Source organism: Hyalangium minutum (assembly GCF_000737315.1).
GTDB lineage: Bacteria > Myxococcota > Myxococcia > Myxococcales > Myxococcaceae > Hyalangium > Hyalangium minutum.
Map to the genome: position 1 here is coordinate 1 of NZ_JMCB01000030.1, position 19,531 is coordinate 19,531.

Below are 19,531 nucleotides of genomic sequence, written 5' to 3' on the forward strand. Positions count from 1 at the left end.
GCCCCGTCCTGCCCCGTCCCGCCCCACCCACCACCGCCCCGCCGCCCTGCACCACCCGTCCTGCCCCGTCCCGCTTACTGCCCACGCCTTTGTCCTTAGCATCCCCCGTGCCGACCCTCGGGCCCGCACTGCCTCTCTGTGATTTCAAGGAGTTACGCCAAATCGCCCTGCAGGACAGGGTGCCCATTCCGGCCGGGGCCTGGAAAAACTTCAGCCACCCTCCAGGGCCCTGAAAAGAGGAGACGTCGCACCGTCTGCCGAGCGGGCTAGAACACAGCCACCATGTCGTCGCCCCTCCCCCCTTGCGGGCTCTATCGGACCCGGCGCGCCCTCGGCACCAGCATCCCCGAGGGACGCCTCGTGTACTTCCACAACCACGGCGAGCCCGGCCCCGGCCTGTACTTGCCCAGCGGCTGGAGCGTGAACCGCGCCCGCTGGCACTCGCACGGCACCACCCTGCCGGATCCGCAGTGGGCCGAGCACCTGGAGCCGCTCCTGGCCGAGGGCCTCTACCGCGTCCGCTCGGCCTTCACGTGCTGCGAGAAGAACTGCCGGACGTTCGAGGAGGAGCTGCTGGTCCAGCTCGGCTACAACGGCACGGCCGAGCCCATCCTCTTCGTCCCCGAGTGGACGGCGGCGGGCCTGGACTTCCCCACCTCGGGCACGCTCGTGGACCCGAAGATGTTGGACCAGCTGGTGCCCCTCAAGGTGGACAAGCGGGAGGAGCCCTCCGCGGACCGGGCCTTCCTGCACTGACGCCGTACGCCCTCGCACTGCCGTGTGCCAAGCTCGCCGCCCCCCGGCCCGCCGCATCAGAAGAGGATCCCTTTGAGACTCCCGCTCCTCGCATCCCTGCTCGTGCTCGCCGCGTGCTCTCCCAGCACCGAGGGCCCCACGCCGAAGCTGATCGGCACCGTCAACCCGCGCCAGCCCTTCACCAACCCCGCGCGCGTGTGCAACGCGCAGAAAGCCCCCGCGCCGGAGCTCAACTGCAAGACGGCGGAAGCCGCGCGCGGCTGGTGCATCAACCTGCTGGGCGAGCGCTTCACGCCCATCCCCGAGGACGTGCTCACCGGTGAAGCCACGCTGGGCCTGCCGGAGATCACCCTGAAGGGCCCCGTCACGCTGACGCTGGATCCGTCCCGCGTCTCGTACCGGGACTCCGAGCGGATGTTCCTGGACATCCCCACGCGGGACTCCAGCCCTGGGGCGGAGCTGCCCGAGGGCAGCTATGCGTTGGAGGTGAAAAACCTCGCTGGAGGCACGCACGAGCTGGCGGATCTGCTCGTCATGGTCCCGCCTCCGCAGGTGACGCGGGTGACGGCGCCGCAGGGCTTCCAGGCCGATGACATCACCCCGCTCGTCGTCGAGGGCACGGGCTTCCGGACGGACACGTTCCCCGCCATGCAGCTGCTGCGCGAGGGCGCCGAGCCGCTGGAGATCTTCATCCTCTCGGTGGACTCGCCCACGCGGCTCTCCACGGAGCTCGTCCCCGGCACGCCCGCGGGCACGTACTCCCTCTCCATCACCAACCCCGAGGGCTGCTCGTTCACGCTGCCCAACGCGCTCACGGTCAGCTACCCATGACTGCTCTCTCCGTCCTCGCGCTCCTCGCCCTCACTCAGGCCCCGGCTCCGGCTCCGGCGGCTCCAGTGGAGGAGGCCTCCGAGGGTGACAGCATCGTGCTGGCCCCGAAGGCCGGCTTCTTCCAGAGCACCGCCTCGCTCGGGGGCGCTCCGTACTTCGGTCTCGAGGTGGGCTACATCACCCCGCTGCTGCAGCGGCGGCTGGCCATCGTGTTGGAGGGCAGCTTCCACCAGCCGAAGACGTCCGGGACGCTCGACGATCCCCGGCTCACGCTGGGCGAGCAGGAGTACCGGCTCACCGAGCGCGAGCTGGCCCTGATGCTCTCGGCGGTGTACCGCTTCGAGGGTGCGTGGGGCTCGGTGACTCCGTACGCGGGCGCAGGCCCGGGGCTCTACCTGCACCGAGCCACCACGCAGGGCTTTGGCGCCACCATCGAGGAGAAGGAGGGCACCCTGGGCTTCCAGTTCCTCGGAGGCGCCGAGCTGCACCTGGGACCGGGAGGCCTCTTCCTGGAAGCGCATTACCACTTCACCAGAGTGAGCTTCCTCACCACGGGCTCGGTGAATGCCGGGGGCTTCCTCGGGAGCTTGGGTTACCGCCTGCGGCTGTGAGCCCGGAGGCGAGGACTACTTCGCCGGGGTGAGCGTCACCTGCGTCTCGCCCAGCACCTGGCCCTTGTCGTCCGTGAAGCGGGCCTGGACCTCCATCGGCGCGGAGAGCCAGCCGCCTTGCACCGGCGTGCTGTACGCGAGCGGCACATCCACGCCCGGCGTCACCGGAGCAGGCGCGCCCTCGCTCGGGAAGAACTGGAGCACCTCGCCCGAGGAGGACTTCGCCGCCACCGAGAGCCGTGCACCCCGGGGCGCCGTGTAGCTGAACTGCACGGACGCGCCCTCCGGGCACGCCAGCTTGCCACCCGGCAGAGCCTCGCCCTTCACCTGCCCCTCCGAGGACACGCAGAACGCACGCACGCCGTACGCGCTCTCCGTCGAGCCCTTGCGTGCCTGCCACTCACCCTCGGCGGGCCCCGTGCGCTGACCGCGAGGGACGACCACCAGCAGGGCCACCGCCGCCATCGCCGCGGCCGGGAGCACCACCTTCCACCAGTCCCACACCGAGCGGCGCTCGGGAGCGGCCGCCTTCTCCGAGGCCCGGACACGCGCCATGAGCTGCGCCTCGAGCAGCGCCTCGCGGCCCTGGGGCAGCACCCGCTTCTCCAGCGCGGACTCCACGCGCGAGAGCCGCTCGTAGCCGTCCCGGCACTCGGCGCAGGTCTTCGCGTGCTCACGCAGCAGGGCGTGGGCCTCGGGCTTCAGCTCACCGAGGAACAGCTGCCGCAGCGCGGCCTTCATCTCCGAATTCGTGCACGTCATGCCTCGCCCCTCCCCTTCAAGAACCCCCACCCCTTCGCCTGAATGTTCTGCAGGTAGCCGCGGGACTGCAGGAAGTCGAGCAGCCGCTGCTTGAGTCCCTTCTCGCGCCGCCGCACCTGAATGCGCGTGAGGCCCACGCGCTCGGCCGCGCTCTCCTGAGCCAGTCCCTCGGTGAAGCGCAGCTCGAACAGCTGGCGCTCCTCGGGAGACAGACCCTCCTTGAAGCTCGCCAGGAGCGCCTCCATCTCCTGGTCCTCGAGCTGCTGCTCCAGGCTCTCACCGCCGCTGCTCGCGGCGCCCAGCTCCCAATCCACCGTGGAGCCCTCGTCCTGCGGCCCCAGCCCGGCCACCACCTCACGCGTGCGGGACTGCTCGAGCACCACGTTGCGCGCAATGCCCATGAGGAACTGGGCATAAGGGCGCACCCCGTCGTACGCCAGGCGTGTCCGGGGTTCGAAGGCGCGCGCGAAGGTCTCCAGCACCGTGTTCTCCACCTCGAGCGCACCTTGAAGGTGGGCGAAGCCGCGCCCACGGAAGGCGATCGAACGCAGCGCGCGAGCCAGGGGCTCGGCGTGCGCGCGATACACCTCTCCCAACACCTCCGGTGCGCCGTCCCGGAAGCGCCGCAATCGCTCTGGGTCCCACTCCCACGCCATTCACGCCACATAGCAGCGGCGTTCAGCCGCCGTCACTCTCCCTTGTCGAGAGCCAGGCCGAGTGGATCGCCTCGCATTAAAATGGCACGCTGCTGTTCAATTTCGCGCCGTGCGTGCCTGGCCCCCCATGCCTTCGCCCCGCTCTCCCTTCGGTTTCTCTCTCGGCTTCCCGCTGCTCCTGCTGGGGCTCGCCGCCTCGTGGCCTGCCCTGGCTGCGGAGCCCGAGCGGGTCTCCTACGCGCTCATCATCGCCAACAACGCCAGCCTGGATCCGAAGCAAGCCGCGCTGCGTTATGCGGACGATGATGGGGCGCGCTACTACGAGCTGTTCGCGCCCCAAGCCCGGGACACGGTGCTGCTGAGCGTGCTGGACGAGGAGACGCAGGCGCGCCACCCCGGTCTGGCCGCCCGCACCCAGCCGCCCACCCGCGCGCGGCTGAAGGAGTCCCTGGCGCGGCTCAACGCGGAGATGGCGGAGGACCGGAAGGCCGGGAAGGCGCCGGTGCTCTACTTCATCTTCACGGGCCACGGGCAGCGCGGGCCCGCGGGCGAGGGCATGGTGAGCCTGCTGGATGGGCCCTTCAACCGGAGCGATCTCTACGCCCAGGTCATCACCCCGAGCCCCGCCAGCTTTATCCACCTCATCGTGGATGCGTGCGACTCGTACTTCTTCGTGAACGCGCGCGGGGCGCTGCCCATCGGCCCGGCGCAGACGGCGGCGGTGACGCAGCACCTGGCCTCGCGCGAGCTGGATCGCTACCCGCAGGTGGGCGTGGTGCTGTCCACCTCGAGCGCTCGCGAGAGCCACGAGTGGAGCACGATCTCCGCGGGCGTCTTCAGCCACCAGGTGCGCTCGGCGCTGGCGGGGGCGGCGGACGTGAACCGGGACGGGCGGGTGGAGTACTCGGAGCTGACGGCCTTCATCGCCGCCGCGAGCCAGGGCGTGCAGGACGTGCGCGGCAAGCTGGACATCTTCGCGCGGCCGCCTCCGCTGGATCGAAGCGCGGCGCTGAGCGACCTGGGCCGCAACAGCGGGCTGGGCTACCTGCTGGTGCCCGAGGGGCTCAGCGGACGTATGTGGGTGGAGGACACGCGAGGCGTCCGCGTGGCGGACTTCCACAAGGAGCGCGAGCGCCCGCTGGTGCTGGCCCTGCCTCCGGACCGGGGCTATTACCTGCGCACGGAGGGCCGCGAGGCGCGCCTGAAGATGGACCGGGCGGGGGCGCTGGTGGATGCGGGAGGGCTGGCTTGGAGCAGCTCGACGGTGGCCAGCCGGGGCGCGGTGGAGGAGGCCTTCCGGGACAAGCTGTTCGGCGTGGCATTCGGTCCCAGCTTCTACAGCGGCTACGTGGCGAGCCAGGGCATGCCCCCGGTCGTCATGGACGAAGGTCCTGACCTCTCGCCGTGATGCTCCTGCCACTCGCGCTCATGCTGAGCCTGGGCGCCGCGCCTGCGGGAGCCGTGTGCGTGGGCGATCGCCTGGTGCTCGTGCCGTTCGATCCGGTGGCGCTGCCGCGCGCCGAGAGCCGCCAGACGGAGGACGTGGTCCGCCGGGCCGTGGCGAGGACGCCGGGCATCTGCCTGGAACCTCGAAAGGACACGGTGGAGCGGCTGCGCGCGCTGGCCGGCAAGCATCGTGCGTGCGCGGATGATGCGTGCCGGGTGGAGGAGCTCAAGGCTTACGGCACGAAGTGGCTCCTGCATGGGCGGGTGCTCGGGCTGGGAGGCCAGCGGACCGTGGCACTGACGCTGGTGAGGGCGGACGGGCATGAATCCCGGAGCACCTTCTCCGTGCCCACGCTGGAAGTGGGTGCCGAGGAGGCTGCGGCGAAGGCCTTCGGCTCGTTATGGCAAGGCCGGGGACCTCCCTCTCAGCGGACCGAGGTGGAGAAGACGCTGAAGCCCCTGCCCCTGGTGCTCTTGGGCACGGGAGCCGCCGCGCTCGCGGCGGGCGTGGGCTTCGGGCTGGCGGCCAATTCGACGGAGAAGCGATTCTCCACGGGCACGGGCGGCTGCGTGGGCGAGGGCGACGACCTCCGCCGCTGCTTCGCGGACGGGCTGCGCAAGGGCGAGCGGCAGAGCCTCGCCGCCAACGGCCTGCTGGGCGCGGGAGCCCTGCTGGGGGCAGGGGGCGCGCTGCTCCTCGTCTGGGAGCTGCCATGAACGCGCGGTGGCTCCAGCTGGGCGCAGCGCTCGGGTGCGCGGTGGGGCTCGTCTTCGCCTGCAGCTTCAACCCGGATCTCTCCCGCTTCGAGCCCTGCGCCGAGGACGGCAGCTGCCCCACGGGCTTCACGTGCTTGGCGGAGAAGCATCTCTGCCTGCCCGACTGCAGCGAGGAGTCCCGCTGCCTTCCCCCCGAACCCCCGGATGCGGGCACGGACGCGGGCCCGGAGGAAGATGGGGGCGTGGATGGAGGCACGGACGGGGGCGTGGATGGGGGGTCGGATGGTGGAACCGATGCAGGCGTCGACGCAGGCCCGCCCTTCTCACTGCTCACCCAGAAGCTCGCGCTCGCGGTCGAGAACACGCCCTACTCGGTGGAGCTGCAGGCGGAGGGAGGCACGCCTCCTTATATGTTCCGCGCCACGCAGCCACTGCCACAGGGACTCGCACTCAACGAGGGGACACTCTCCGGCCAGCTCAACACGCCAGGGACCTCCCCCGTGAAGGTAGAGGCCTCGGACTCGGCGGACCCGCCAGCGCGCGTGAACGCGGAGTACAGCCTGCGCGTCCGCCCTCAACTGCTCATCGCCGGGCCGATGACCCTCGTGGAGGGCTACACGGGGAACTTCTACACCGAGAAGGTATCCGCCATCGGGGGCATCCCGCCCTACGCCTTCACGTACGTGAGCGGCAACCTCCCCTCCACCCTCCCATTGGGGCTGGACGGAACCGTGCAGGGCGCGCCCAACACCACGGGCAACTACAGCTTCCGGGTGCGCGTGACAGACTCGGATCCGGAGGAGCCGCAGACCGCAGAGGAGCAGTTAGAGGCCACCATCACCAGCGCCCCCCTGCTCGGGACGGTGATCTCGACCAAGTCAGTGCCCGCTGCGCGCAAGGGTACGCCCTACCAATACGCGCTGAGGCTCATGCCCAGCTCCGCGCTGACCTGGAGCCTCAAAGCAGGCACGCTGCCGCCGGGCATCGGGCTCAACACCCAGACGGGGCTGCTCTCGGGGACGCCCAGCGCCACCGCGGGAACCTCCTACACCTTCACCATCCTCGTGTCGGATGGACTGCTGACCAACCTGGAGAAGTCCTTCACGATGAGGGTCTACTGAGCCCCGCGGCCCCGCGCGCGGCTCAGGCCTGGCCCACGGGAGGACGGAAGACGCGCAGCAGGTGCTGGGTGAGCACCTCCTCCACGGACTCCTTGAGCGCATAGAGGAGGTGGTGGAGGCCCTCGGCGGACTCGGGCTGGACGTCGCGCATGTCGCGCACGCGCTCCTTGGAGCCATCGAACACGCGCAGGCTGCCCGGCACGAGCGCGATGACCGGCTGGGCGGGGTGGCGCTTGCGCAGCAGGGCGAGGAACAGGGGGTGGTCCTCGTCAGGGCGGCGCAGGTCGACGACGACGACGGCGGGAGGCTTGGAGGCGATAGATGAGAGCGCGGCGTCGGCATCTTCGGCCGCGCGGATCTGCACCTCCGGCTCGGCGAGGAAACGCAGGAGCAGCTCGCGCGAGGCGCGGTGCGGGCTGACGATGAGGACGTGACGCATCTTCCAAGCAGGTAACCGCAGCCTCTGCCTCCGGGCAAGCCCTCGGGTCAGCTTTCGGGCAGTCCTGCCTGCTCGGCGAGGAGAGGGTCCAGCTCGGGGGCACGCAGGCTGCGAGTCCCCACATGGAGCGTGGGGAGGGCTGGGAGGTCCTCGCCCGCCGCAGCGCCCAACTCCTTGAACCGGCGGGCACCGGGCAGCACCCGCACCTCCAGGGAGCCGACCGTGGTGTTGTAAGCGTCCACGGCCTTGTCCAGGTTGCGGCCGAGCTCCCCGAAGTGCTTGGCGAGCGTCCGGATCCGATCATAGAGCGTGCGCCCCAGGTCGCGAATCTCCTGGGCATTGCGAGCCACGTTCTCCTGGCGCCAGCCATAGGCCACCGCGCGCAGCAGGGCAATGAGGGTGGTCGGAGTGGCGAGGATGACCTGCCGATCGACGCCCGCCTCGATGAGGGCCGGGTCTTGCTCGAGGGCGGCGCTGAAGAACGTCTCGCCGGGCAGGAACATGACGACGAACTCGGGGGCGGAGGGGAACTGCTCCCAGTAGGCCTTGTCGCCCAGGGCCTTGAGGTGGGCGCGGGTCTGCGCGGCATGCTCGCGCAGCTTGGCCACGCGAGTGCCCTCGTCCTTGGCGTCCATGGCCTCGAGGTACGCCTGGAGCGGGGCCTTGGAGTCCACCACCACGCTCTTGCTGCCGGGCAGGCGCACCACGAGGTCGGGCCGCAGTCGCCCGCGCTCGCTGGTGACGGTCTCCTGCTGGACGAAATCACAGCACTCCACCATGCCGGCCATCTCTACGACGCGCCGGAGCTGAATCTCTCCCCAGCGGCCGCGCACGGTCGGAGCGCGCAGGGCGCCCACGAGGCTGGCCGTCTCGGCGCGCAGGGACTCCTGGGTGGAGGCGAGCGCCTGGAGCTGCTGCGCGAGGCTGCCATAGGCCTGGGCCCGCGCCTGCTCCAGGTGGCCCACCTGAGCGTCCACTTTCTCGAGGGACTCGCGCAGGGGCTTCACGAGCTGTTCGATGGAGCGCTCGCGATGGGTGAGGTCCGCGCGGGCGCCCTCCTGGAAGCGGGAGAGCTGAAGCTGAGCGAGCTCGAGGAAGGCCTGGCTGTTCATGCGCAGCGCATCGGCGGAGAGCGCCTTGAAGGACTGGGCGAGCTCATCCCGGGCGTGGGTGAGCAACTCCAGCTTCTCCTCCATGGCGCGGCGCTCCTCATGGGTGGCCGCCATGTGCGAGGACAGGCGGACCTCCAGCTCGGCACGGGCCTCCTGAAGCTGACGGGCACGCAGGCGCTCGGCATCTAGAGCGCGGCGCAGCTCTCCCGCTTCGGCCTCACGGCCTCGAAGACGCTCGGCGAGGGTGGCGCGCTCGGTCTCCCCTTCAGCCTGAACCAACCGGGTCGCATGTTGGAGGCGTCCCTGGAGGAGCAGCCACGTCAGACCGGCACCGAGGAGACACCCCAGGGTCAGCAGAGCAAGGGAGAGAACGAGGGCCATAGGGAGCCAGGACCGCGAGAGCGCTGTGGCGCGAGGACGAGGAAAAGGCTACTCACCAGGTTGTACGGATGGCGACAGAGCTCCACTTCGACTGCGGCACACTGGTCGCGCCCACACTCCCGGATGATGCCCGGTTGCGGGCGCTCTTCCAGAAAGACGCCCGTACGGGGGTGTACCGGACGGAGGCCTGGCGCTACCGCGAGGTGGTGCTGCGGCTCCGAGAGTTGAAAGAGCCGTACGAGGACCGGGCCAAGCGCTTCGAGCCGCTGTCGCTGGAGCTGAAGGTGCCGATTGAGCCCTTCCCGCACCAGCGTGAGGCGCTGGAGGCGTGGACGCAGGCCAAGGGCCGGGGGCTGGTGGAGCTGCCGACGGGGGCGGGCAAGACGCTGCTGGCGGTGCTGGCGATTGCTCACATCCAGCGGCCCACGCTGGTGGTGGTGCCCACGCTGGATCTGATGGCGCAGTGGCAGATGGTGCTGAGCAAGCATCTCGGGGTGGAGGTGGGGCTGCTCGGAGGCGGGGTGAATGACCGGCGGCCGGTGACGGTGACGACGTATGACTCGGCGACGCAGCAGACGGAGTTCCACGGCAACTGCTTCGGGCTGCTCATCTGCGACGAGTGCCACCACCTCCCTGCCCCCAGCTACCGCTTCATCGCGGAGGGCTCGCTGGCGCCGTACCGGCTGGGGCTGTCGGCGACGCTGGAGCGCACGGACGGGGGCGAGCGCATCGCCGAAGAACTCCTGGGGCCTCGGGTGTACCGGGCGGAGATCCGCGAGCTGCAGGGCCGCTACCTGGCACCGTACGAGGTGCGGCGCATCGAGGTGCAGCTGCCTCCCGAGGAGAAGGCGCGCTACGACGAGGCGCGGGCGCGATACGTGGGCTTCCTTCGGAAGAACGGCATCTCGCTGTCGGCCCCGGAGGGCTGGGCGCGATTCCTGGCACAGAGCCAGCGCAGCGAGGAAGGGCGCGCGGCATACCGGGGCTATCGCGAGCAGAAGCGCATCGCGCTGACGTCGAGCGCCAAGGTGGACGTGCTGTGGCGCATCCTCGTGGAGCACCGGGGGGACCGGGTGCTGGTCTTCACGGAGGACAACGAGACGGTGTACGCGCTGGCGCGGCGCCTGCTGCTGCCGGTCATCACGCACCACACGCCAGTGCCTGAGCGGAAGACGCTGCTGGCGGCGTTCGCGAGCGGAGAGCTGCCGGTGCTGCTCACCTCGAAGGTGCTGAACGAGGGCGTGGACGTGCCGGACGCGCGGGTGGGGGTCATCCTCAGCGGCAGCGGGAGCGTGCGCGAGCACGTGCAGCGGCTGGGGCGCATCCTCCGGCAGCGGCCGGGGAAGCGCGCGCTGCTGTACGAGGTGTGCTCGGCGCAGACGGCGGAGAGCGGCATCAGTGAGCGGCGGCGTCAGCACAGCGCCTATCAGGAGGGCCCGTAAGTGCTGACGAGGGACTTGCTCCTGTTCCGGGTCCGGGAGGGACGGCTGCGCCCTTCGTTCATCAAGCGGGACGATCCGGAGCTGCTGGCCATCGCCCAGGAGCTGATCGCAGAGCTGGACGGTGGCAAGGGACAGACGCGGGATGACATCGAGGAAGCACTCTCCCTGCGAGCTGGAGCCTTCTCGAGGCCTCGCATCGCCAAAGGTCTGGTGAAGCTGCTGCTGGATCGGGCTCTTTTCGACGAGGCCGCAGAGGGCGTAGCGGAGGCCCGCTGGGAGCGATTCCAGCGGGCCTCTCAGGTGCTGCGGGAGCTGCCTCCCGATGCGACGCTGGAGACCTACGAGTCCCGGCTCGCGGAGGCCCTGCCCGCCCCTCTCCCCGAGGTGCGCGAGGCGCTCTACATCGACCTGCCCGGCAACCGGAGGCTGCTGGGCTGGGAGGCACTCACCCCAGCCGGAGTGTTGGACCGCTACAACTTGGCGCTCGCGCAAGGCCCGCTGATGGGAGCAAGACGCCTCACCCTGCGAGCGCGCTCGCCGGAGCTGCTCCGAGTCCGAAAGCTGCTGCGGTGGCTGAAGTTCTGCCGCTTGGTAGCGGAGGTGCGGCGGGACGGAGAGGACTGGGCGCTGGAGGTAGAGGGCCCGGGAGCGCTGCTCTCGCTGCAGAAGAAGTACGGGCTGCAACTGGCGAGCTTCCTCTCGGTGGTGCCGGTGCTGGAGCGCTGGGAGCTGACAGCCGAGGTGGAGGCCCACGCCCGGCGCCGGGCCGTGCTGGTGCTGGACCACCGGGACCCGCTGGTCTCCCCGCTGCCCACGGCGCTCGGCCACATCCCCGAGGAGGTGGCCACCCTGGCCCAGGGCTTCGAAGACGCGGCGTGGGAGGTGGACCTCACCCCACTGCCGCGCCACATGGGAGCCTCGGGACTGTGCGTGCCGGACCTGACCTTCCGCCACAAGGAGACGCGGCGCGAAGTGGCGCTGGAGCTCTTCCACGCGTGGCACGCGGGAGCGCTGGCACGAAGACTCGGCGAGCTACGCTCTCGGCCTGACGCCGGGCTGCTCCTCGGAGTGGACCGGGCCCTGGCCAAGGGCGAGGAGCGCGCGGCACTGGAAGCCCACCCTCAGGTGGTGCTCTTCAACGGCTTCCCCTCCGCACGGAGGCTGCTGGACCGCCTGGCCCGGCTCATCGAGGAGCCGGCGCCCGCGGGTACCTGAGCGAGACCCAGCGCGGGTCAGGTGCCGTTGTTGCCGCCCCGGCCTGGGCGGAAGTTCGACGCCAGGACGCTCAGCAACCGGATGGAGGTGCGGTCCAGCTGGCGAGCGCGGCGCATGAGCCGGCGCAGCTCGGCGGGTTCGCCGTGGTCCGAGGGCGGCTCGGCCACCCACTTCAGGTCGCCCGAGGGCTTGAGGCCCAGCGCCTCGTCCGCGGAGATAGAGAGGACGACGCAGAGGCGGCGGAAGGTCTGGATGCTGGGCAGCATGTGGCCGCGCTCCAGCCGGCCGTAGACTTCGCTCGCAATGCCAATGCGCTCGGCGACGTCGGCCTGCGTGAGATTGAGGCGCTGTCGGGCGAGGCGTGCTGCCCCTCCGAGCCTGGATGCGAGGGTCTTTTCCATGTTCGTTAACCCAACGGGTTCGCCTATGTCGATATGACTTGCAGGGTTGGCTTCCAAGAACTCCCCGGGTAGGCTTGGTTTGAGGCAACCAAGCAGGTCACATGGCTCATGGAGGTGTCTTGGGTATGGCTCGGTATGAGAGGGCGTCTTTCCTCTTCGTGGATCAAGACCCGTGCTGGCTGGCGGCGCTGCGGCGCGCGAGCAGGGACCTGCCAGGTCCCAAGCACTTCGCGCGGAACGCGGAGGAGGCCCTGACGCTGGTCTGGGTCCACGAGCCCGAGGTGGTGGTGAGCGGCTACACCCTGCCCGAGGGGGATGGGCTGAGCCTGCTGGAGCGCATCCAGGTGCTGTTCCCGCAGGTGGCGTGCGTGCTGCACACGTCACGCCCACCGAGACAGCTGCGCAGCGCCCGGGGCATCGCGCTGGTGGAGAAGGGCGCGGCGCCCGGGCGACTGGAGGCGGTGCTGAGCGCGCTCTGCCCGCCGGAACTCAGCTCGCGGTGGGCGTCACGGCATTGAGGCTCACCATGGCATCGCGCTTCATCCCGGACTTGAGGAAGTCCTGGATGGCGCGGGCCAGGGTGGTGCCGAGCAGACCGATGAGCGGCAGGTGCTCGCCGCCCTCGCAGGTGGCCTGACCGGGCTGGTCCTCGGCGTCGGGAGCGAAGCGCTCGTCCCAGCGAACGATGCCGAAGGTGCCATCGCCGGAGACAGCCGCGTGCACGAGCGGCTTGCCCGCCTTGCGAGCGAAGCCCGAGAGCAGCTCACGGCTGGCCTTGTTGTCGAAGCAGTCCACGAGCAGGTCCGCCGAGCCGCAAAGGGCCTCGACGTTGTCGGCCACGAGCTTGACGCCAAAGGACTCGGCCTTCACGCCGTAGAAGTTCTGGAACTGGAGCTTGAGGGCCTCGGCCTTGTTCTTGCCGATGGACTGCTTCACGTAGGCCTGAGCCAGGACGTTCTTCGACTCGACGCGGTCGAAGTCGACGAAGCAGAGCGTGGCGTTGAGGTTGCGGCAGAAGATGGCGGCGGTCGAGCCCAGCGCGCCCACTCCACAGAAGACGATACGCATGGTGGCTCTCCTCAGCCGGGTGGCAGCTCGGGTAACGGTTCAGCTCCAGCGCCCTCGGTCATGCCCGAGGCGAGCCGGAGCAACTGGGTCCACCAAGGCTCTTCGGCAGCCCGTGACTCCTGCCCCTCCCGGTCCCTGACGAGCATGCCGTCCGGAGCGACCACGGAGAACCGGGGCCGCTTGCCGAGCGCCTGGATGAGCGCCTCCATGGTGGTCTCGTCCTCCTGGGAGAAGGCCAGCGGCCCCACAGGGTGGCTGTGGGCAATCTCCGCGAGCTGGGCGCGGAGGCCCCAGATGGCCTCCCAGCGAGCCCGGGAGTCCGGGAGTGCTACGGGGCTCGCGGAAGCATCGCTCCAGAGGATCCGCCCTTCGCCATCGATGAGGAAAAGCACCTCACGTCGCATGGGAGTGCCCTCACGCATGCCGCAGGATGACGAGGCGATCGGTATCGATCGCCTCCTTGATGACGGACGGGAGGCTCTCGAGCGTCACGAGATCGTCACGCGGCGGGTGGCCGAGGCAGATGCCGGAGTCGATCACCTGAAGGGTCCGCATGTTCACCACGGAGATGAAGCGCTCGTCCTTGAAGGTGAAGATGACCTCCAGGTTGCCGTCGCCCAGGGCGCGGGCGGTGCGCATCCGGGCACCCGCGGCCTCCAGCGCCAGCTCGGCGCGAGCGATCGCATCCTCCTGGCGAACCCGCCCCCTCCCCTGCCGAGCCTCAGGGACAGCGAGCTGCTGCGCCTCGACGGCGCGCTGGGCCATCTCAACGACCTGGCGGCGGCGGTTCAGCTCCATCATCTCGCGCTGGGCCAATGCGCGCTCAGCGGCGAGCGCACGCAAGGCACGCTCGGCCTCGGGGCGCCCGAACTCGGCGACCTGGGCCACGTGGGGCCGCAGTTCCGCGGCAGCGGCCGGGATTCCGAGCCGACGGGCCGCCGCCTCCATCACGGAGTAGGCGAACGCCGCGCGCAGGGTGGCGGGCACGGCCTTGACCTGGGCCAGATTCATATCGTCCTCGAGCGCACGCCGCACGGACTCCTCGGCCTCGCTCTCGAACTCGAGCGACTCGAACAACAGCTCTCCGGAGTGCCAGCGCCGAGCCTTGACGGGGGACAGCCGGGGAGGCTCCTCGGCGGGGAGAAAGTGGACGCGCTCGGCCATGGCCCCATCGCGCACGAGCCGCTCGCCCACGAGGTGCCCTCGCACGGCAGGGCACTGATCCAGGGCCTCAGGCTCTGCGGGCCCCACGGGAGTGGCGTCGCGGCCCTTGATGCGGAAGGTGTACCAACCTGGGGCGGCGGGCTCAGTGCTGAGCCGCAGCCGCCGCTCCGCGGCATGGAGAAACGCACCGCCGAGGTACGGCAGCACGCGCTCCTCCTCCTTGCCCAGGAACTTCCGGTAGTCCACGCCCGTCTCCTCCTGCTTACGCCGTAGCGCTCTTCTTGGAGACGACTCCCGAAGGCGTGAGCTGAAGCAGCGGCGTGCGCATCACCCGCTCGACCCAGCCGGACTGCGCCACGGTGCCCGCGGACACCGGCGCATCCATGAGCGCCTTGAGCACCCGAGGTACCTGGTAGGGGTCATTGAAGCTGTCGACGGAGACCTCGCTGAAGGGCACCTTGAGCTGATTGGCGCCGCTCTTCACGGTGCTGCCCCGCGCGTGCGACACCGAGACGAGCATCGCCATGGCCGACACGGCGTAGCCGCACTCGCGGAACGCGCGAGCGAACTGGTCTCCGGCCTCGCCCGCCTCATCGCCCACGACGATGACAATCAGCCGGGCGGTGGGGGGAAAGGCGACACCGGACTGGTGCAGGGCGCGCACGGCGGCGGCGTGCATGGTGCCACCGCTGGCCTTGATGTCCTTGAGCATGTGCTGAACGGCGGTGCGCGACGGCGCCTTGGGCCGGAGCACCGTGCCCACCGTGTCGAAGGTGGCGATGTGGAGCTTGTCCATCGGGAAGCCCGCGAGGATGCGCGTGAGGGCCTCCTTGGACTGCTCGATGGCACCCTCCATGGAGCCGGACTTGTCGATGAGGAACATGACGCGCACGTCCGCCTCGCTCGTGGCCTCGGAGACGGCCTTGCGAGCGGCATTGTCGGCGGCCTCCTCCAGCTTGTCGCGCAGCTCCTTGTTGCGGACGTTCTTCGCCACGTTCAGCGCGCGCTGATCGGTGGACTCGGCGACGGCCTTCTCCCAGCGGGCACGGATCTCAGGCTCGGCCATGAGCCCCAGTTCCTCCAGGGTGGGCGTCATCAGCCGCAGGTCCCGATCCGACAGCGAGGGCAACAGCGTCACCATGATGGCGGGCGTAAGCCCCACATCCTTCGGCAGCCGGCCGACCACCTCCTTATAGGTGAGCTTCTGCGTCTCGATGGCCTCGCAGATCTCCGCCTCGGAGAGCCCGTCGAAGCGCTCGCGCTTCTCCAGCTTCAGTCCCGTGAGGCCCACCTTCCGGTGCCCGCTCGCGGCCTGCTTCTGCTTCCAGCCGAGAACCTCGAAGAACGCCTGGGACTCGGGCTTGTAGCCCGCCTTGCGAGCGATCTTCTTGATGGTCTCCTTGAAGCCCGCCTTCACCAGGCCCTCGAGCATGGCGGGGTTCCTCTCGCGGAGCGCCAGCCACTTGGTGGCAGCGCGCTTCCAGCGTCCGAGCGGCGGCTTCTTCGAGCCGGGATCCGAAAAGCCCGCGCGGCGATTGAGCGCGGCGATCTCCGGCGTCTCCAGCAGCTCGGCCACGCGGAGCACGCCCTTGGGGGTGAGCATGCGCGTGGACTTCTTCTCGTAGTGCAGGAGCATCGCCTCGCCGATGGAGCGGAAGTCATCGTCGAGGAAGGCCACCGAGCCATCGTCCTCGCGCACGGGCTGGCCCGAGCGGCTCTGCACCAGCATGAGCGCGGCACACGCCACCTTGAGGTCGCGCCACTCGGTCTGAGTCAGCGCGTACGAGGCGAAGTGCGCCATCAGGTCCTGGTTGAGCTGGTAGATCTCCAGCAAGCGCCGGTAGAGGTTCACAGCGGCCGGGACGAAGAGGCCAGGAGGAACACGCGCGGCGTTGGCGGGGACCGCCGCGTTCCGGCCGCGAGGAGCGGGCTGCCAGACGTTGCGGACATTGAGGCCGGGGCGGTTGTGCCACAAGTGGGCCGAGGCGCTCAGAACCAGGTCGAGCAGCTTCTCGGCGGGGCCCAGCTGGGCCTCCGGGAGCAGCGGCGGGTTGCGCGGGGTGTTCATGGGAGTCCCTCCGAGCGGGCAGTCTCCCCGAAACACGGCCTGGCGCGCGACCCTTTCTGCCGCTGCGGAGTGGAAGAAGTATGCGCCCGAGTGAAGAAGCCTTGTTTTTAGACCCGCGCTCTAACCACTGAGCTATCTCCCGATGGTCGGGAGAGCCGGATTCGAACCGGCGGCTTCAGGTTCCCAAGTGCTTGTATGGCCTCTTCGGCCGGACGCGAATTCGTCAGAGAAAAATTGAAACGCCCGAGTGGGGAAGCCGTTGACGTCTCGAGTCGAAGTCGAGTGCCTGTCCATTAGGCTATCCCGTCATATGGTGACGGGAGTTGGAGTCGAACCAACATAAGGGCTTGTATGGCCTCTCCGGCCGGGCGCTTCAAAACCGTTTACCGATACCTCGAAGGACGCGGCGGCGCGGCCCCCCTGACAGGGGATTTTTTTGGCCATTCCTCCTCGGATTTCTGAGGCGGCCGCGACTCCAAACCCGCGAGCTTCCATGTGGCCCTCGCGGGAATGGGCCTTGCAGCCAGGAGCGGTATGCGAAAGAGCCTGCTTCTCTTCCTGATGTTCAGCGCCACGGCCTGCGGAGGAATGCTCGGGTCCGACGTGACGGGCCAGTCCTCGAATCCGGGCACCTACCGCATCTCGGACAGCGGCGTTCGCTGCGTCACGGCACCGTGCCCTTCTCTGCTCGCCACCCCGGAGGGTTCGGAGAAGGGCGTGCGAATCAGCGAGATCCACTTCCCTGCTTCGATGCTGGAGGCAGATCGGCGGGGCGTCATCAGCCGGGCGGCCACCTCCGGAGGACTGGTGGCGCGCGGGACCGTGCACGGAGCGGAAGGCACGGGCGTGTTCGAGCTCGAGGCCATCATCGAGTAGAGCGCCCGCGGCCGAAATGAAGAGAGCCACCGCCCAGACAGGCGCGGTGGCTCGAGACTTCAGGCTCGCTCAGCCGCTACTCGTAGATGGCCTGGAACTGAACCACGGGCGAGGTGGAGAAGCCGTGGTTGGCCTTCAACTCCACGGTGGAGGTGACGGGGCCACCAACACCGGACCCTCCCGTGAGCCGGACGTTGGCGATTTGGCCGCCCGGCAGGAAGTTGAACTCCGCCGACCGCACGCACCGGGTGGCCGCCGGCGAGGTGGAAGAGTTCGGCGGCGTGGGCTTACCTGTGTCGCACAGGGCTCCCAGCCGGACGGTGCCATCCGGCTGGGTGGTGCCCTCGCGCTTCACGTAGTTGATGGTGAAGCCACCGTAGGCAAACGCGTTCGCGTCGCTGGTCACAGACACCTGGCCACGGGTGCCCGTCTTCGTCACGCCGAAGCTGGCGCTGTCCGGAGACATCCGGTTGTAGTACGCGTCCGCCCAGCGAACGCTCACGTCGACAATGCCTCCCGCGGGCACGGAGTACGGCTGGTCCGGCGGGGTGTAGACGAGGTACCGCTCCGACGCCATCCCCGCTCCCGTGTAGAGCGGACCGCTGTAGACGATGTGGATCGAGCGCCAGATCTGCGTGTTGTTGTCCCAGCACCCGTTGGGGCCGTCCCACCGGTTGTTCTTCGCCGGGGGAGCGTTGGGGTTGGAGCAGTCCACGCGCTCGGTGTCGATGAAGGACTCGCCCGGATCCCAGACGCCGTTGTCATTGCGATCCACCAGCGGCTCGCCCAGGTCGGTGAACCACTCGCCCGGATCCCAGCGGCCGTTGGTCTGCCCCGCGGTCGGGCCACTGCCGGAGCCGTCCACGAACTCCTCCTCACCGGCCACCACGGCGATCACCGTCACCGTCATGTCGCGCGGGTTGCGGCCGTTCGGGTCGGTCGGGTCACCTTGGTACATCTCGGACGGGTTGGAGGTGGTCAGCGGCGTGACGGCGTAGGGAGGGAAAGCGCCGTTGGTGCTGAAGGTGGTGACGGCATCGCCCGTGTCGGCGGAGGGCGTGGTGCCCTGCTGGGGCCTGGAGTCCACCGGGCTGTTGATGGAGCCCGCCTCGGCGTACCACTGGACGGGGGTGGCCAGACCGACCGGGTTGCTGAAGCGATCCACCAGCTTGGCCTTGCACTGGGTGTTCACCACACGAGGCGGAGGCAGTGCGTGGAGCGCGCCCAGGTTCTTGAGGGTGCAGTCCACCGACAGGCCCGTGTCCGACGGCTTGCCGCCCACGATGGGCGTGCCCGGGTGGTTGGCGGAGACCTCGGGCGTCGAGCCCCGCGTGGCGGTGACCGTGGCCTTGACGATGGCCACGCCCACGGAGTTGCCCGAGCGCAGCGTGGTGGAGACGACACCATTGTTGTCGCTGACGGCGGTCGGCGTGACGGACGCGCCGGCCGCGCCAGACACCTCGAAGCTCACCTCCACGCCCGGGACAGGCTGCTGCGCGGAGTTGGTGATCTTGAAGTTGACCGGCGTGGTCGTCTCACGGCCGGAGCTGTCGAGGCCCAGCAGGGCCTTGGCGGAGCCGGTCACGTACACGATGGAGGAGATGGCCGAGAAGGGCAGGTCCTTGATGCCGGTGCCGTCCCCATAGGTGGCGGTGATGCGCGCCGTGCCCGGCGGCGTGTTGGCCACATAGATGGACACCTGGGCCTTGCCTGTGGAGTCCGTGGTCGCCGTGGCAGTCTGGGTGCCCTGCGCGGGGGTGAACGAGCCCAGCGTGGTGTTGAAGGTCACCGAGGCGTTGGCCTCCGGGGCGCCACCCGCGGTGCGGGTCACCGTGGCGGTGACCACGGTGGTGTCGCCCGTGTTCGCCACCAGGAGAGGCTTGGTCGTCGTGACGACGGTGGTGTAGGTGCCCGTGGTGCCACCGCCACCGTCCGGAGTGCCGCCGTCCGGCTTGGGAGTGGTCCCGCCATCCGTGCCACCATCCCGAGGAGGCGTGCCCGAGCCGACCGTCAACGTCACGCTGGTGACCTCGGTGCCCCACGTGCCGTCGATGCGCACGTTGCCCGCGCACTTGGCATCCGCCCCCTTGTTGCAGAGGAAGCCGGTGGAGGCCTTACCCGCCGCCAGGGGCAGGGTCTCCTCGGTGGCCCCCGAGGTGAACACGCCAGCCGTGGCCTTCAGGACCACCGTGCCCGTACCCGCCGTGCCATCCGCGTTCTTCGCGGTGACATCGATCTGGGAGATCTGCCCCTGATCATTGATCTGCCGGGGATTGGCGGAGATGAGGAACTCGGGCGCCTGGGGTTCCGGCGTTTCGCCGCCGCACGCAGCGACGACCCCCAGGGCTATGGCGAGGGCAAGGCCCACGCGCAAAATGGGACGGTGCATTGTCGTTGGACTCCTAAGAAAGGGAGGGCGGGAGTATTTCGGCTCCGGGGCCCGTCGTCAAAGCGACACTCCTATT

At 69.5% G+C, this 19,531-nt stretch carries 20 protein-coding genes and 1 tRNA gene; 10 read left to right on the forward strand and 11 right to left on the reverse strand.

What is annotated here, in order from left to right:
- The first annotated feature begins 282 nt into the window (after positions 1-282).
- The 3 genes from DB31_RS42220 (at position 283) to DB31_RS42230 (ending at position 2,198) form a co-directional block, all read left to right on the forward strand.
- The gene (locus tag DB31_RS42220) at positions 283-756 is read left to right on the forward strand and encodes a hypothetical protein (protein ID WP_044199103.1); all 474 of its coding nucleotides are present in this window, start codon (positions 283-285) and stop codon (positions 754-756) included.
- Between the two features lie 72 nt (positions 757-828).
- Positions 829-1,587 (forward strand): hypothetical protein, encoded by a 759-nt coding sequence (locus DB31_RS42225; protein WP_044199107.1) that lies wholly within the window; start codon positions 829-831, stop codon positions 1,585-1,587.
- Positions 1,584-2,198 (forward strand): outer membrane beta-barrel protein, encoded by a 615-nt coding sequence (locus DB31_RS42230; protein ID WP_044199109.1) that lies wholly within the window; start codon positions 1,584-1,586, stop codon positions 2,196-2,198. Before DB31_RS42225 ends, DB31_RS42230 begins: the two co-directional genes overlap by 4 nt.
- A 15-nt stretch (positions 2,199-2,213) precedes the next feature.
- Here DB31_RS42230 and DB31_RS42235 read toward each other — a convergent pair whose 3' ends face one another.
- Both DB31_RS42235 and DB31_RS42240 read right to left on the reverse strand, forming a co-directional pair.
- Positions 2,214-2,960: an anti-sigma factor family protein gene (locus DB31_RS42235; RefSeq protein WP_044199111.1), complete on the reverse strand. Its 747-nt coding sequence runs from the start codon at positions 2,958-2,960 to the stop codon at positions 2,214-2,216.
- The gene (locus tag DB31_RS42240; protein WP_044199113.1) at positions 2,957-3,616 is read right to left on the reverse strand and encodes an RNA polymerase sigma factor; all 660 of its coding nucleotides are present in this window, start codon (positions 3,614-3,616) and stop codon (positions 2,957-2,959) included. The genes DB31_RS42235 and DB31_RS42240 overlap by 4 nt, the downstream gene beginning before the upstream one ends.
- 127 nt (positions 3,617-3,743) lie before the next feature.
- Here DB31_RS42240 and DB31_RS51405 point away from each other — a divergent pair, with 127 nt between their 5' ends.
- The 3 genes from DB31_RS51405 to DB31_RS42255 are packed head-to-tail and all read left to right on the forward strand — an operon-like array spanning position 3,744 to position 6,900.
- Positions 3,744-5,024: a caspase family protein gene (locus tag DB31_RS51405; protein WP_044199114.1), complete on the forward strand. Its 1,281-nt coding sequence runs from the start codon at positions 3,744-3,746 to the stop codon at positions 5,022-5,024.
- Positions 5,024-5,779, forward strand: a complete 756-nt coding sequence (locus tag DB31_RS42250) for a hypothetical protein (RefSeq protein ID WP_240487254.1) — start codon at positions 5,024-5,026, stop codon at positions 5,777-5,779. Before DB31_RS51405 ends, DB31_RS42250 begins: the two co-directional genes overlap by 1 nt.
- Positions 5,776-6,900 carry an Ig domain-containing protein gene (locus DB31_RS42255; RefSeq protein ID WP_044199116.1) on the forward strand — a complete coding sequence of 375 codons (1,125 nt, stop codon included), beginning with the start codon at positions 5,776-5,778 and terminating at the stop codon, positions 6,898-6,900. Before DB31_RS42250 ends, DB31_RS42255 begins: the two co-directional genes overlap by 4 nt.
- A gap of 22 nt (positions 6,901-6,922) precedes the next feature.
- Here the strand turns inward: DB31_RS42255 and DB31_RS42260 are convergent, their stop codons facing one another.
- Positions 6,923-7,339 (reverse strand): response regulator, encoded by a 417-nt coding sequence (locus DB31_RS42260; protein WP_044199118.1) that lies wholly within the window; start codon positions 7,337-7,339, stop codon positions 6,923-6,925.
- Between the two features lie 47 nt (positions 7,340-7,386).
- Entirely contained in the window at positions 7,387-8,730 is a 1,344-nt protein-coding gene (locus DB31_RS42265) for a DNA recombination protein RmuC (RefSeq protein ID WP_240487248.1), read from the reverse strand.
- 170 nt (positions 8,731-8,900) lie between these two features.
- On the opposite strand from DB31_RS42265, the gene DB31_RS42270 reads away from it, so the two are divergent.
- Positions 8,901-10,274: a DEAD/DEAH box helicase family protein gene (locus DB31_RS42270; RefSeq protein ID WP_044199121.1), complete on the forward strand. Its 1,374-nt coding sequence runs from the start codon at positions 8,901-8,903 to the stop codon at positions 10,272-10,274.
- Positions 10,275-11,489: a DUF790 family protein gene (locus DB31_RS42275; RefSeq protein ID WP_044199123.1), complete on the forward strand. Its 1,215-nt coding sequence runs from the start codon at positions 10,275-10,277 to the stop codon at positions 11,487-11,489.
- 17 nt (positions 11,490-11,506) lie between these two features.
- On the opposite strand, the gene DB31_RS42280 is transcribed toward DB31_RS42275, so the two are convergent.
- The gene (locus DB31_RS42280) at positions 11,507-11,890 is read right to left on the reverse strand and encodes a helix-turn-helix transcriptional regulator (protein WP_044199125.1); all 384 of its coding nucleotides are present in this window, start codon (positions 11,888-11,890) and stop codon (positions 11,507-11,509) included.
- 125 nt (positions 11,891-12,015) lie between these two features.
- On the opposite strand from DB31_RS42280, the gene DB31_RS42285 reads away from it, so the two are divergent.
- Positions 12,016-12,408 carry a response regulator gene (locus DB31_RS42285; protein WP_052420685.1) on the forward strand — a complete coding sequence of 131 codons (393 nt, stop codon included), beginning with the start codon at positions 12,016-12,018 and terminating at the stop codon, positions 12,406-12,408.
- On the opposite strand, the gene DB31_RS42290 is transcribed toward DB31_RS42285, so the two are convergent.
- The 5 genes from DB31_RS42290 to DB31_RS49415 form a co-directional block, all read right to left on the reverse strand.
- A complete protein-coding gene (locus DB31_RS42290) occupies positions 12,380-12,958 on the reverse strand; it encodes a HesA/MoeB/ThiF family protein (RefSeq protein ID WP_044199131.1) in 579 nt (192 codons plus the stop codon). The two genes, DB31_RS42285 and DB31_RS42290, sit on opposite strands and share 29 nt — an antisense overlap.
- Positions 12,959-12,969: 11 nt before the next feature.
- Positions 12,970-13,362: a hypothetical protein gene (locus DB31_RS42295; RefSeq protein WP_240487249.1), complete on the reverse strand. Its 393-nt coding sequence runs from the start codon at positions 13,360-13,362 to the stop codon at positions 12,970-12,972.
- Positions 13,363-13,372: 10 nt separating this feature from the next.
- Positions 13,373-14,368, reverse strand: a complete 996-nt coding sequence (locus DB31_RS42300) for a hypothetical protein (RefSeq protein WP_044199138.1) — start codon at positions 14,366-14,368, stop codon at positions 13,373-13,375.
- Between the two features lie 16 nt (positions 14,369-14,384).
- Complete coding sequence (locus tag DB31_RS42305) at positions 14,385-16,190, reverse strand: vWA domain-containing protein (protein ID WP_044199141.1); 1,806 nt, start codon at positions 16,188-16,190, stop codon at positions 14,385-14,387.
- Positions 16,191-16,333: 143 nt separating this feature from the next.
- A tRNA-Arg gene (locus tag DB31_RS49415) sits at positions 16,334-16,496 on the reverse strand.
- A 228-nt stretch (positions 16,497-16,724) separates the two neighbouring features.
- Here DB31_RS49415 and DB31_RS42310 point away from each other — a divergent pair.
- Complete coding sequence (locus DB31_RS42310) at positions 16,725-17,066, forward strand: hypothetical protein (protein WP_044199143.1); 342 nt, start codon at positions 16,725-16,727, stop codon at positions 17,064-17,066.
- 76 nt (positions 17,067-17,142) lie between these two features.
- Here DB31_RS42310 and DB31_RS42315 read toward each other — a convergent pair whose 3' ends face one another.
- The gene (locus tag DB31_RS42315; RefSeq protein WP_044199147.1) at positions 17,143-19,455 is read right to left on the reverse strand and encodes an Ig-like domain-containing protein; all 2,313 of its coding nucleotides are present in this window, start codon (positions 19,453-19,455) and stop codon (positions 17,143-17,145) included.
- Between the last annotated feature and the right edge of the window lie 76 nt (positions 19,456-19,531).

Coding starts and splice junctions, on each gene's coding strand:
- DB31_RS42220 (WP_044199103.1), top strand. CDS start 283: ATGTCGTCGCCCCTCCCCCCTTGCGGGCTCTATCGGACCCGGCGCGCC.
- DB31_RS42230 (WP_044199109.1), top strand. CDS start 1,584: ATGACTGCTCTCTCCGTCCTCGCGCTCCTCGCCCTCACTCAGGCCCCG.
- DB31_RS42235 (WP_044199111.1), bottom strand. CDS start 2,960: ATGACGTGCACGAATTCGGAGATGAAGGCCGCGCTGCGGCAGCTGTTC.
- DB31_RS42240 (WP_044199113.1), bottom strand. CDS start 3,616: ATGGCGTGGGAGTGGGACCCAGAGCGATTGCGGCGCTTCCGGGACGGC.
- DB31_RS51405 (WP_044199114.1), top strand. CDS start 3,744: ATGCCTTCGCCCCGCTCTCCCTTCGGTTTCTCTCTCGGCTTCCCGCTG.
- DB31_RS42250 (WP_240487254.1), top strand. CDS start 5,024: ATGCTCCTGCCACTCGCGCTCATGCTGAGCCTGGGCGCCGCGCCTGCG.
- DB31_RS42255 (WP_044199116.1), top strand. CDS start 5,776: ATGAACGCGCGGTGGCTCCAGCTGGGCGCAGCGCTCGGGTGCGCGGTG.
- DB31_RS42260 (WP_044199118.1), bottom strand. CDS start 7,339: ATGCGTCACGTCCTCATCGTCAGCCCGCACCGCGCCTCGCGCGAGCTG.
- DB31_RS42270 (WP_044199121.1), top strand. CDS start 8,901: ATGGCGACAGAGCTCCACTTCGACTGCGGCACACTGGTCGCGCCCACA.
- DB31_RS42280 (WP_044199125.1), bottom strand. CDS start 11,890: ATGGAAAAGACCCTCGCATCCAGGCTCGGAGGGGCAGCACGCCTCGCC.
- DB31_RS42285 (WP_052420685.1), top strand. CDS start 12,016: ATGGCTCGGTATGAGAGGGCGTCTTTCCTCTTCGTGGATCAAGACCCG.
- DB31_RS42290 (WP_044199131.1), bottom strand. CDS start 12,958: ATGCGTATCGTCTTCTGTGGAGTGGGCGCGCTGGGCTCGACCGCCGCC.
- DB31_RS42295 (WP_240487249.1), bottom strand. CDS start 13,362: ATGCGACGTGAGGTGCTTTTCCTCATCGATGGCGAAGGGCGGATCCTC.
- DB31_RS42305 (WP_044199141.1), bottom strand. CDS start 16,190: ATGAACACCCCGCGCAACCCGCCGCTGCTCCCGGAGGCCCAGCTGGGC.
- DB31_RS42310 (WP_044199143.1), top strand. CDS start 16,725: ATGCGAAAGAGCCTGCTTCTCTTCCTGATGTTCAGCGCCACGGCCTGC.
- DB31_RS42315 (WP_044199147.1), bottom strand. CDS start 19,455: ATGCACCGTCCCATTTTGCGCGTGGGCCTTGCCCTCGCCATAGCCCTG.